This is a genomic window from Kitasatospora sp. NPDC087314 (assembly GCF_044744365.1).
Classification (GTDB): domain Bacteria; phylum Actinomycetota; class Actinomycetes; order Streptomycetales; family Streptomycetaceae; genus Kitasatospora.
In genome coordinates, this window is record NZ_JBIUYE010000010.1 from 301062 (window position 1) to 312804 (window position 11743).

Annotated in this window: 12 protein-coding genes; 4 read left to right on the plus strand and 8 right to left on the minus strand. The window is 69.9% G+C overall.

Going from position 1 to position 11743, the window contains the following annotated elements; genetic code table 11:
* Positions 1 to 281 precede the first annotated feature (281 nt).
* The 3 genes from ACIO5E_RS23270 to ACIO5E_RS23280 form a co-directional block, all read right to left on the minus strand.
* Positions 282 to 1241, minus strand: a complete 960-nt coding sequence (locus ACIO5E_RS23270) for a phosphotransferase family protein (RefSeq protein ID WP_400671058.1) — start codon at positions 1239 to 1241, stop codon at positions 282 to 284.
* Between the two features lie 399 nt (positions 1242 to 1640).
* On the minus strand, positions 1641 to 2564 hold the full coding sequence (locus ACIO5E_RS23275) for a phosphotransferase family protein (RefSeq protein WP_400670882.1): 924 nt from the start codon (positions 2562 to 2564) through the stop codon (positions 1641 to 1643).
* Positions 2565 to 2807: 243 nt separating this feature from the next.
* A complete protein-coding gene (locus tag ACIO5E_RS23280) occupies positions 2808 to 3254 on the minus strand; it encodes an anthrone oxygenase family protein (RefSeq protein ID WP_400670885.1) in 447 nt (148 codons plus the stop codon).
* A gap of 91 nt (positions 3255 to 3345) precedes the next feature.
* Here ACIO5E_RS23280 and ACIO5E_RS23285 point away from each other — a divergent pair, with 91 nt between their 5' ends.
* The gene (locus ACIO5E_RS23285; protein ID WP_400670888.1) at positions 3346 to 3924 is read left to right on the plus strand and encodes a TetR/AcrR family transcriptional regulator; all 579 of its coding nucleotides are present in this window, start codon (positions 3346 to 3348) and stop codon (positions 3922 to 3924) included.
* Positions 3925 to 4314: 390 nt separating this feature from the next.
* On the opposite strand, the gene ACIO5E_RS23290 is transcribed toward ACIO5E_RS23285, so the two are convergent.
* Positions 4315 to 5034: a hypothetical protein gene (locus tag ACIO5E_RS23290; RefSeq protein ID WP_400670891.1), complete on the minus strand. Its 720-nt coding sequence runs from the start codon at positions 5032 to 5034 to the stop codon at positions 4315 to 4317.
* Between the two features lie 217 nt (positions 5035 to 5251).
* Between ACIO5E_RS23290 and ACIO5E_RS23295 the strand changes: the two genes are divergently transcribed.
* Positions 5252 to 5536: a hypothetical protein gene (locus ACIO5E_RS23295; RefSeq protein WP_400670894.1), complete on the plus strand. Its 285-nt coding sequence runs from the start codon at positions 5252 to 5254 to the stop codon at positions 5534 to 5536.
* 46 nt (positions 5537 to 5582) lie between these two features.
* Here ACIO5E_RS23295 and ACIO5E_RS23300 read toward each other — a convergent pair whose 3' ends face one another.
* The 3 genes from ACIO5E_RS23300 to ACIO5E_RS23310 form a co-directional block, all read right to left on the minus strand.
* Positions 5583 to 6254: a GNAT family N-acetyltransferase gene (locus ACIO5E_RS23300; RefSeq protein WP_400670896.1), complete on the minus strand. Its 672-nt coding sequence runs from the start codon at positions 6252 to 6254 to the stop codon at positions 5583 to 5585.
* Between the two features lie 139 nt (positions 6255 to 6393).
* The gene (locus ACIO5E_RS23305; protein ID WP_400670899.1) at positions 6394 to 8265 is read right to left on the minus strand and encodes an endonuclease/exonuclease/phosphatase family protein; all 1872 of its coding nucleotides are present in this window, start codon (positions 8263 to 8265) and stop codon (positions 6394 to 6396) included.
* Between the two features lie 372 nt (positions 8266 to 8637).
* On the minus strand, positions 8638 to 9537 hold the full coding sequence (locus ACIO5E_RS23310; protein WP_400671061.1) for a Gfo/Idh/MocA family protein: 900 nt from the start codon (positions 9535 to 9537) through the stop codon (positions 8638 to 8640).
* A gap of 368 nt (positions 9538 to 9905) precedes the next feature.
* Here ACIO5E_RS23310 and ACIO5E_RS23315 point away from each other — a divergent pair, with 368 nt between their 5' ends.
* Together ACIO5E_RS23315 and ACIO5E_RS23320 are read left to right on the plus strand one after the other, a co-directional pair.
* Positions 9906 to 10124 carry a hypothetical protein gene (locus ACIO5E_RS23315; protein ID WP_280684619.1) on the plus strand — a complete coding sequence of 73 codons (219 nt, stop codon included), beginning with the start codon at positions 9906 to 9908 and terminating at the stop codon, positions 10122 to 10124.
* A 94-nt stretch (positions 10125 to 10218) separates the two neighbouring features.
* The gene (locus ACIO5E_RS23320; RefSeq protein WP_400670902.1) at positions 10219 to 10359 is read left to right on the plus strand and encodes a hypothetical protein; all 141 of its coding nucleotides are present in this window, start codon (positions 10219 to 10221) and stop codon (positions 10357 to 10359) included.
* A 185-nt stretch (positions 10360 to 10544) separates the two neighbouring features.
* Here the strand turns inward: ACIO5E_RS23320 and ACIO5E_RS23325 are convergent, their stop codons facing one another.
* Positions 10545 to 11729 (minus strand): cytochrome P450, encoded by a 1185-nt coding sequence (locus ACIO5E_RS23325; protein ID WP_400670905.1) that lies wholly within the window; start codon positions 11727 to 11729, stop codon positions 10545 to 10547.
* Positions 11730 to 11743 lie beyond the last annotated feature (14 nt).

An 11743-nucleotide genomic window follows, 5' to 3' on the forward strand; every position in this document is an offset into this window, starting at 1 on the left:
GGCGCCCCACGCGAGCACCGTCGCGCAGCAGCGTGGCACCGGGCGGAGAAAAAAGCAATCATGCCTGCTTGTTTATCGCCACCGGACCGAGGATCGGACGCCCTCCGCGATGTGCCCGGAACCGAAGGTTGGCGGTCGGAACCTCGAGGTGGCGGCTCCCGAATCCCGTCACGGTGCGTCGACGTGAGCCGGGACGCGACAGGTGGAACCCGGCCACGCATGGTGGAACCAGGCGGGGGTGCGTAGCAAGACGTCGAAGCCGCGCCCCGGACCGCCGTGGCTCAGCCCAGCGCGTCCATCAGGGCGGTGACATAGGCATCCAGCCGCTCCTCCACAGCTCGCGTCGTCAGCTCCGCCCTCCCTGTCCCCCGCCATGCCTGCGCCACCAACCGCACTTCTTCCGAGCACGCAAGTGGGTCCCGCACCCGCCAGTACAGTCGCTCGCTCGCGGCCGCGGCCAGCACCCCGCCGGCCTCCTCATACGCCTCGGCGAACCGCTGCCCCCACGCCGGGCCATGCAGCAGCGCGAGATTGGTGGAGCAGTGCGCCACATCGAGATCCGCCGGGCCCCAGGAGGTGGCCGCCCAGTCGACGACGCCGGTGATCCGCGCACCCGCCGACCTTGAGGGCAGCACGTCGAACAGCACATTGCCGGGGTGGAAGTCCCGGTGCAGGAATCGCCCTTCATAGGGCGGCGCGGGCTTGCGGATCACGTCGATCGCCGCGGCCCATGCCGCCGCGTCGGCGCCCTTCGGAACCACGACGGTGTCGGCGGTCGTCAACGCCACGTACTCCCGGGGCCGCTCGGCGGGTCGCAACGCGTGGATCGCCACGAGTTGGCGGGCCAGCAACGGGACGCGCGTCTCCAATCCCTCATCATCGAGGACCGTCCGGCCCGCCAGATGTGTCATGAGGAGCGACGGATACTCGCAATGCGCGGCGGCCGGATCAACCGCGACCAGTCCAGGAGCCGGCACGCCGGTCCCCGCCAGCAGCGTCAGGGCGCCGGCCTCCCTGTTCAGCCAGTCCTCGGCGCGCTCCACGTAGAACGGGTCGACGAACGTCCGCAGCACCAGGTCACGGGTGCCTCCGTCCCGCGTGCCGATGGTCAGCCTCCGCATGTCGGCAGTGATGCCGCCGTGCAGCGCCTCGCTTCCGACGATCCGTTCGCCGACCTCCAGATGCCGGCGCACCCAAGCCAGTGTCAACGGTCGGACGAACTGCGCCCCGTCATGGTTGATCACTGTGTCACCCCATCATCCGGACGGCAGCACGCCCGCAAGCCCTCCGCGGCATGACCAGCACCTTTCCCTGGACCATCGTGAAGCGTGACCACGTGGTGCCAACAAGCGTGTCCCATCGAGCGGAAACCGCCGGCTCACCCGGCTGAGCTGGTTCCAACTGTCGTGTCCGGGCTCACAACGCGAGGCCGCGATCACACTGTGCACTTTCATTACCGCTCAGGGAGGCCAAGCTCGACACCCTGCTCGACGTGGAGGAGTCGAACTGGCCGGACGTCAAGAGCGGCGTCTACCTGCTGGATTGCCCCGGGTACGCAGACGAACCGGTCAAGGACGTCGCCCCGGGCGGAATCGGGAGCGCGTCTCACGCCGCGTACCAAGGACAGACGCGGGTCACTGTCACACGAGCAACGCCTCGAGCTCCGGAAGTCGGCCGAACAGGTCGGGGAGGCCGCGCACGCCGTTGCGCACGGACTCGTGCGACAGCGCGAGGTCAGGGCCGGTGCTCGCCTCGACACCGGCGAGGCACCGGAGGATGTTCCACCTCGTGTGCCCCAGCCAGCCGCCGATCATGAACACGAACCAGCTCGGACCTGACGGCGGCAGCGCTCCGCCCCCCGCGACATAGCCGTCGAGGACCGAGCGGAAGACGGCGGGCTTGATGTCGTCGAAGCCAGGTCCCTTCGCGAGGCTCAGCGCGGTCGAGCCGAGCTCACCGGACAGGTCGAGCATCCCCGAGAGCTCCCAGTCGAGCACCACCGGCCGACCCTCCCGAGCGAGCAGGTTCCACGGTTGGATGTCCCGATGGGTCAGCACGACGGGGCCCGGCCGTTCGCAGGTGTCGACGAAGTGGGCAATCGCGAGGAACGTCTCGACGTGCGAGGCGAGTTCGTCGGCCCACGGCTGTCCGGTTGCCGCCGCCCGCGCGGCGAGCTCGGGCCAGTCCCGTGACGTCGGTTCCTCGATCGACACCTGGGTCCACGCGACGTCGAGCGTGTGGATGCGCGCGAGGATCTCACCGATCTCGAACGCGTACGCCGCCGAGACCGGTGCTTCCGGCACCTTTTCTCCCTCGACCCATCGGTGAACGAGCATGTGGTCGCTGGCCGAGATCGGCTCCGGCATCGGGATGCCGGCGGCGAAGGCCGCCCGCTCGAACCTGAACACGTCCTCGACGCGATAGGTCCAGCGGCGGTCGACGAGGTTCAACTCCTTCACCGCGAACGACCCCTGGTCGGTGTCGAGCCGGTACATCCGGTTGGCGAACCCGCCGTGGACGCGAATCATCGGCCCGATCGGCGCGCCGAGATGGGAAAGGTTCACCCACGCATGCTAGGGGCCGGCAGTTCATCGACGCACCGGACTTTCCCGCGATGCATGCCTACGATCACCGCGGGGCCCGGGGTTCTCGAACGACCTGGCATCCGCGGAAGTCGCGATCTCGATGGAGGAAGAACCTCCGGTAGAGGGGGTCCCGGGTTCCGAGGGCGGTGCGGATCCGTACGAATCGTCGGCTACCGCCTGCGGAGTGGAGGGGTACGCGCCGCCTGCACACGGCCCGCGGGCTCAGGTGAGGGCGGCGGCCAGCAGGGTGAAGGCGGCGATGATGACGGCGACGCGGACGTAGTGGAAGCGGTCCCAGCGGTTCATCTGCTCCTTCCAGTCGGCAGGCCGGTTCTCGGGGGTCCACGTCTTGCCCCGGTTGTTGATCGGGACGAGCAGCAGGATCGACATGATCACGCTGACGATCAGCAGCCCGGCGGCGGTGACGACGAGTCCGGTGCCGGAGTGGTGCCATCCCGCGATGGCCCAGACCGCGGCGAGGACGAGCGAGCCGATGTACCAGAACGGCATCACGGCGCCGAGCATCCGGCCCCCGTGGGCGCGGCCGAGTTGGCCACTGTCGTCGGGGAGTGCGTTGAGGATCCGGTTGATGATGAAGGCGACGGAGAACTCCACCCCCACCATCACTCCGACGACCACGGTGGTGACGACCTTGAGTGCGTCGAGCATGATGACCCCTCCTGGGATCTAGCGCCGCTAGATGATGAGGTAACGCTAGTACTGCCGCCGCTCACTTGTCTAGCGATGCTAGGATCGAGTCATGTCGGTACAGGAACGCAAGGAACGCGAACGGGCGAGCCGCGAGCGCCTCATCGTGGCGACGGCCCGCGAACTCGCCGAGCAGCAGGGCTGGGACGCGGTCACCACCCGCCGGCTCGCCGAGCGCATCGAATACAGCCAGCCCGTCCTCTACAGCCACTTCCGCGGCAAGCGCGAGATCATCGGCGCCGTCGCCCTGGAGGGTGCCGCCGAGATGGCCGCGGCACTGCGGGCCGCGACCTCGGCCACGGACGGCCCTCGTGCCCGGGTCACCGCCCTCGCCCGCGCCTACCTCGACTTCGCCGAACGCAACCCGGCGGTCTACGACGCCATGTTCCAGCTCGACGGCGGCCTGGCCTTCGCGGAGGAGGACACCCCGGAGCCGCTGAAGGACGGCTTCGCCGCCCTGCTGGAGACTCTCAGTGAGGTCGCCGGGGACGGCGTCCATCCGGCACTGTTCACCGAGGTGTTCTGGGCGGCCCTGCACGGGCTGGCCACCCTGACCCGGGCGGGACGGCTTCCGCCGGCGGAAGCCGAGCGGAGGGTGGAGCTGCTGGTGGGCCGGCTCGCCGTGGTCTGACACACCGTCCGGGCGGACGGGCGGCCGGGGCCTTCCGGCCCGGCTGCCGGCGTACGGCATCGCCACGCAAGAGCCACCGCGCCGAGAATCCGCCAGCACGAACGAGACCGAGCGGGAGTCCGACAGCTTCCATGCAACAGGACAGGCGAAGCCAACCGGTTGAGCCGTGACAGGATCGTTGGTACCGCCGAGGCGTGCTGACCTGACCGTTCTCGGGGTGGGTGACACGCTTGTTGGAACTGATTTGCCAAGCTTCCTGGAACCAAGCGGCCAGTTGTCATTCATGTCGGAACCACTTCCGAAGGTCGCTCTCCTTACGACTACGCCGTCGAGGACCGGCTCGCCAACCGCTGAGCCCGTCGGCGGTTCCCCGCACCCCTGGACAGTGCCTCAGCTCCAGTCGAAGGTCAGCAGTGCGAGCCGCTCAACGGGCTCGAAGAACAGCAGAATCGAGTCGGCGCCCGAGCGTCGGTAGTGCCAGCCCGGCACCGACGCCACAAAGTGGAACGGGTTTCCGGCCGGACTGACCGGCCACGCGCTGTCGTCGTCGTACTCGACGTGGAACAGCTCGGGCTGGACCCAGTTGTCGTGAGGGTCCGCGTTGCCGCCGAGCTGCTCCAGCAGTGCCATGGCGTCGGACTCGTCATACCGCAGGGACCCGTCGTTGTGCCGCATGAGCAGGATGCCCTCACGGCGGAAGGCGTCCCGGTGCGCCAGGTAGCTGCGGCCCTCGGAGTCGCAGTGCTCGTCGAGCCGCGTACGGAACCCAGGCCAGGGGTCGGGCAGTTCCTCGGAGGTCGTCGCCCGCGCGAAGTAGCGCAGGTCGCCGAGTAGGCGGTAGCGGTCGCCCTCCATCGAGAACCCGAGCCAGTTGGTTCTCTGCAGGGGTGAGTGGAATGCCTCGGTGTGGTCGCCGAGGTAACCTTCCGCCGGTTCCAGTGGGCTGACCAGATGGATCCACCCGTGCCAGGCCGGGTCCACTCCGGCGAGATCGATCGAGATCAACGGGTGCAGGTGCTCTGCCAGTTCGACCTGGTCGGTGATGAACACATCCGCGGGATCGGGGTAGACCCGCAACCCTGTCCCGGCCGTCATGACGTCTTCCTGCATCTGGAGCCTCCGTCGTTCTCCCCCGGCGATCGGCCGGGCTGCCAGCACGTGTGATCGATCGACGGACAGTCAACCCCACCCATCGGACACTCGCAGCCGTTCACCTCACGTCAGCCTGCCCCTGTGGCCGGATTCAGGTGAGTCGTCGGGGTGACGGACAGAAGAAGCGGCGGGCGTTGTGGTCGGCTGAAGCCGACGCCCGGATGACGTCAACGAGTTGGCGCGCGTTCTCGCGGCCGCCCGGGCCGAGGTCGGGGCGTCCGTCGGTGGCAGGACCTTGATCGGTGCGATGTCGTCCGGCCAGGGCAGCATCGCCAACAACGAGACCGGGCTGCGGGAGGGCTACCGAGGCAGCAAGGCGGCGCTGAACCAGTTCATGCGAAGCTTCGCAGTCCGCCAGCCCGAACCGCCACGCACGCTGCTGGTCATGGCACCCGGCTGGGTCCGCACGGATCCGGGAGGATCGGACGCCCCTCTCGGCGTCGAGGACACCGGCTGGTGAACGTCATGCTCGCTCAGTTCGGCACCCCCGGCGTGCAATTCGTCGACTACCGAGGCCGAACCGTTCCCTGGTAGCTACGCGAGTTGATCAGCCGAGGGCAATCACCTGAAGGCGAGCTCACGGGGCTGCCGCCGAGAGCGGACGTACTCGGGGTGGGTACGAGGGACGGTTGCGGCCTGTCCGGTTGCGGTCGGTCCGGTTGCGGTCGGTCCAGGGGGAGGGCCATCTCCAGGATCCGGGCCTGCGGGTCGAGCCGGTAGGGGGTCTCGCCGCCGGTGTAGGCGAAGCCGCGGCGCAGGTAGAAGGCGGCGGCGCGGGCGTTCTCCTCGTGCACGCCGAGCAGCATCCGCTGGGCGCCGCCCTCGGTGCGGGCCCAGTCGACGGCGGCGTCCAGCAGGGCGTCCGTCACGCCGCGCTCGCGGCCGCGATGCTCCCCCGCCACCCAGACGCCGACCAGGACGACGGTCGCGGCCTGCTCCTCGTCGGGGAAGGAAAGCATCGTCCCGACCCACTCGCCGTCCGCGTCGACCGCGACCAGGCCGACCCTGCCCGGCTCGTTCGCCCGGGACGTCCGGGCCCGCCAGTCGGCCTCGCCGAGGGCCAGCGCCGTCTCGTGGGTCTCGCCGAACGCCATGGGGAAGTCCAGGAGTTGGGCCAGCCGCACCTTCCGCAGACGCTGCCAGTCCTCGACGCCGATCCGCTCGATCCGGTACCGCATACCCGCCGACCCCCGCTGCCGTAGCTGCCTTCGCCGACGGTGATCACCGTCGGCGGAGGCAGCATAGTCCCAGGTCAGGGACGCCTACCCCGGCAGCCCCGGCGCCGGTGGTCGCCGGGGGTCGCGCTCTGGTGCCGGGTCAGGGCTTGATGCGGACGACCTGGGGGTCGTGGTCGCTGGCCTGCTGGGCGAACTCGGCGTTGATGTGCACCACGTCGTACTTCGCGTAGCCGACCTCGGGGCTGACCAGGATGTGGTCCAGCACCTGCGAGTTGCCCTGGTAGACGTAGGAGTACTGCTCGGTCTCCGGCAGCTCGTTCACCAGGTCGCGCAGCACGCCGTCCTTGGTCAGCGCGGCCAGCGCGGGCGAGAACTGGTAGTCGTTGAAGTCGCCGAGCGAGACGACGCGCGCCTCCTTGTCGGCGGCCAGCAGCTTGGCGACGAAGGCCTGCTCGATGGTGGCCTGCTTGACCCGCTGCACCTCGGAGCTGCGGGCCGGGGCCTGGAAGCGGCTGTCGATGCCCTGGTCGCCGCCCTTGCTGTTGAAGTGGTTGGCGATCACGAAGAGCTTCTTGCCCCGGAAGGTGAACTGCCCGACCAGCGGCTTGCGGCTGTTGGTCCACGCCTCGTCGGTCGGGGCGATCCGGCCGGGCGAGGCGGTCAGGGCGGTGGTGGCGCCGGTGCCGGCGACGTCCACGGCGCCGGTGGCGGTGCCGCCGGGGATGTCGGTGAAGGAGACCCGCTGCGGGTTGAACAGGAACACCTGCCGGATGTTGCCGCCCGGCTCGCCGCCGTCCTTGCCGTCCTGCGGGTCGATCGAGCGCCAGTCGTAGGCCGGTCCGCCGGCCGCCTTGATCGCGGCGATGAACTTGGCGACGGTCTGGCTCGCGTCCACCGTGCCGTCGCTCTTGGCGCCGTTGTTGTCCTGGATCTCCTCCAGGGCCACGATGTCGGGCGAGCGCAGGTTGGTGACGATGCCCTGGGCCAGCTCGGCGAACTTGGCGTCCGGGTTGCCCGGGGCCAGGTTCTCCACGTTGTAGGTGGCGATGGCTAGTTCACGGTCGGTGGCCTTCGCCGTCACCTCGCGCTGGAGGTGGTTGTCCTGCAGCGTGCCCATGGTGCCGGCGACGAGCGTGTAGCCGCCGAACTGGTTGTAGTCCAGCGGGCCGGTGGTGGTGCCGGTCAGCACGTCGCCCACGTTGGCCACCGGGAAAGGCTGCTGGGAGACCGCCGCCTGCTGCTGCACCATCAGGCGGCCCACGTTGGGCTCCGCGTACGACTCGTACAGCACGCCGCCGCGCTTGCTGCGCTGGTCCTGCCGGTCGGCGGCGACCCACAGCTCGTTGTACTTGTCCGTCGCCTGTATCACCCGGACGTCCTTGACCTGGACGAGCATGCCCTCCAGCGACTCGTAGAAGTCCAGGGCGTACTTCTCCGGGTTGAGCGGCACCGAGTCGACGGTGCCGTCGGGCCCCGCCGGCGGGGTGTAGGTGCCGGGGATGTTGCGGGTGTCCACGACCACCGGGGCGGGCAGCGGGTTTCCGGAGGAGAGCACGGTGACGGCGGGGCCGGTGATCTCGGTGACGGACTGCGAGCCGCCGGAGAAGTTCGGGTAGTACTCGGTGACCTTGCCGCTGACCAGGACCGAGTCGCCGGCCTTCACGGTCGGGTTGCCGCCGGTGTAGACGAAGATGCCCTCGCTGGTGGCCGGGTCGGCGTCCGGGTTCGGGTCCTGCATCCAGAAGCCCTTGGAACTGCCGTACGCGCGCACGCCGGTGACGACGCCGGGCACGCCGGTGACGGGCTTTCCGGCCTGCGGGGAGATCCGGGTGGTGCCCTGGATGTCGTGGATGCGCAGCGGTCCGGCCTCGGTCGGCCCGGCCGGGACGGCGGCGGGCGCGGCGCTCGCGGCCGGCAGCGGGACGAGCACCAGGGAGGCGGCCAGGCCGGCCGGGAGGATCGCGGCGCGCAGCAGCGCCCGGCGGGGGCGGGGGGCGGGGGCGGTGGTCACCGGGACATGACTCCTAGCTCCGCCGTGCGGCACGGTCGTGGCACGGCGGTCGAGGGTGAGGGCGGGGCGTCGAGCGTCCACCCGGCGGGTCTGGGGCCGCCGGGCCGTGACGATCGGTCAGGCGGCGCGCCTACCGCGCGCGCTACCCGCGTAGAAGAAGCGGAAGCCGGTCACCCGCCCCCCGCAGCGCCCCCAAGATACGCGCGTAGAAAATGACGCGACAAGACCCCGTCAGTGAACTCTTGGTTCCGCTCCCCCGGCGGGCGCCCCTGCGATGCGCCCCGGCCGCCACCCCGGGCCGCCGCCTCCCGCCACCCCGGGCTCCCGCCACCCCGGGCCGCCGCCTCCCGCCGCGGCGCCCGGCGGCCTCCCTCAGGCGGACTCGATCCGCTCCACGATCAACTCGCAGAGCTCGTGGGTGCGCAGGGCGTCGTGGGCGTCAACGGTCTTGCCGGTGCGGACGGCGTCGAGGAAGGCGAGGACGCACTGCTCGATGCCGCGCTGGCGGGCCACCGGCACCCAGTCGCCCCGCCGGCGGACGGTCGGCTGGCCACGGTGGTCGATCACCTCGGCCAGGTTGTGGACCTCGCGCTTGGAGTCGCCGCCGGATACCTGGAGGACTTCCTCGGTGGAGCCGGACACCCGGTTCATGATGCCCAGCGCCGTGAAACCCTCCCCGGCGAGGGTGAGGACGAGGTGCTCCACCAGGCCGTCACGCACCCGGGAGCGGACGTCCACGTGCTCGACCTCACCGGGAGCCAGGAAACGAAGCACATCCACAACATGGACGAAATCGTCGAAAACCATCGACCTCGGCGCCTCCGGCAGGCCCTCCCGGTTCTTCTGCAGCACAATCAGGTCACGCGGCCGCTCCTTCGCCTGAACATAACCCGGCGCATAACGGCGGTTGAAACCCACCATCAGCGAACAACCCGTACGGTCCGCGAGGTCGACCAGCCGACGGGAACCCTCCAGCGTGTAGGCCAGCGGCTTGTCCACGTACACGTCGATGCCCGCGGTGAGCAGCCGCTCCACAATCGGAACGTGCTGGTCGGTGGCCGCGTGCACGAACGCGGCCCGGATCCCGCTGCCGACCAGCTCACCGAGATCGGTGAACCGCTTGCCCGGATCGACACGGTAGCTGTCGCCGATCCGGTCGAGCTTGGCCCGATCCCGGGTCATCAACCGCAGATCCAGACCCGGCAGAGCCGCCAGGACCGGCAGATACGCCTTCTGCGCGATGTCACCAAGACCGATCACCCCGACCGGCAGCAGGGCATCGGGGGCAAAGATCGGACTCATCGGCTCTCCTGTGGGCATAGGTGATCATCGGCCGCACCCACCCTATTCGCCAGGAACCGCACGCCGCACAACACGCGAGCGCATGAGACTCTCCTGGTGACCCGAACCACCTGGGGCCGCCACTGCGAGCCCGCCCAGGCAGTCGGACGGAGCGCCATGCGAGTTCCCGCGTTCCACCAAGATTCTCGGAGCAGCGCCGGGCCGCCCAGCCGGCCCGACCTGTCCACTGCTGACCTGACAACTCCCTTGCCCTTCAATGAGTTTGACAGAACCTCACCACTGGGCATCGAAGAGGCGACAGCTCACGCTCACGACAGCGGCAACCCGAGGCGGCGCACATGCACGGCACCAGCACGCAACCGATCGCGACCTTCTGCGGCAACTGCAACTGCGGCTGTCCGCAGCTGTTCCTGGACCCGGCAGCGCCCGAGGACCGGCGGGTACGGATCACCGACGACTTCGGCCAGCAGGTACAGATGAGCGAGGAGCAGTTCCGCGACCTCGTCGCCCAGGCCAAGAGCGGCACATTGGACACGCTGGCCGCCACGGCTGCCTGACACCGCCTGTCGGCGCGGCCCGAGGTCCTGTTCGCATCGGGCCGGCCGGCCTTCTGCTCGTCGATCCAGCGCGTGGTCCGCCGAGGACGTCCGCGTGACGATCGGCGCACAGTCGCGTCGCCGGGTCCGCAGCGTGCTGCGCGACCTGGTCACCCAGGGCCTGCTGGAAGAGGTCCAGCGCAAGGCCCGTCACGTCCTGTTCCGCATCCCGCCGGCAACCCCGCCCGCACGCTGACACCAGGTCACTCCCCTCGACGGGTCTGGCGCAACGCTGCGGCAGCGCGAGACCCGCGCCGGCCGCCGCCCGTCCGAGGCCATCGACGCCTCATCGGCCAGACCGGCAGCCCGGGGCCGGTACCCGGCACCCCGCCCAGGTACGTCGCCGCTGACCCCCTGCTGGCCGTGTGCTGCCAGGCGGACTCACAGTTGGATGGGCAGGTGACGGGGTCCGCGGAGCATGGCGTTCTGCCGGTAGGGGGGCGGGTCCTGGACCAGGCGTGCTGTGCCGAGGTGGGGAATCAGCGCGCCGAGCGCGGCCTGGGCTTCGATGCGGGCGAGTGGTGCGCCGTAGCACAGGTGGATACCGCTGCCGAAGCCGAGGTGCTGGTTGTCCGGGCGGGTGGGGTCGAACCGGTCGGGCTCGTGGAACCGCTTGGGGTCGCGGTTGCCCGAGGCCAGCGCGAGCACGACGGAGGTGCCTTCGGGGATGGTGGTGCCGGCGACGTCGATGTCGGCGAGGGGGATGCGCCCACGCATGTGGACCGGGGGTTCGTAGCGCAGCAGTTCCTCCACCGCTCGCGGCAGCAGGTCCGGTTCGCGACGCAGCTGGTCCAGATGCTCGGGCTGACGCAGTAGGGTGAGCACCCCGTTGGTGATCAGATTCACCGTGGTCTCGTGTCCCGCGATGAGCAACAGCACGGCGGTTTCCGCGAGTTCCTCCTGGGTGAGCCGCCGGGCCGGGTCCGGCTCGTTGGCGAAGGCGGAGAGCAGGTCGTCGCTCGGCTTGCCACGGCGCTTCTCGGCGAGGTCCACCAGGTACCGGCCCATCTCGTTCCGCGCCTGGTCGCCCGCCTCGTCCCGCTCGGTGGAATCCTCCTCGGGCCTGACGTCGGCGGAGGCGACGATCGCGTCGGACCATTCCCGGAAGAGCGGTTCGTCCTCGCGCGGCACGCCGAGCAGGCGGCAGATCACCGTGACGGGCAGCGGGTAGGCGAAGTCGTCGACGATGTCGATCTGGCGGCCCGCCTGGAAGGGCTCCATCAGTTCCTCGGTGAGCTGGTCGATCTCGCCGCGCATGGCATCGACCCGGCCGGGGCTGTGCGGGGGGCCGAACGGTCGCATGGCCAGGGTGCGCAGTCGGTGGTGCTCCGGGTCGTCGAGCCGCAGGAACGGCGGCTTGTGTGTCGTCTCGCCGCGGGTGCGGGGATCGGCACTCATCCGTGGATCGTGGAGCAGGGCGGCGATCTCGCGGTACGTGCCGACCAGATAGCTGTCGTCTGCCTGCCGTACCACGGGACCGGCCTCGCGGAGTTCCGCGTACAGCGGGTAGGGGTTGGGGCGGTTCGCGTAGTCGGTGATCCGTGCCAGCAAGGTGTCGGAGTCCATGGTGGCTCCTCGTC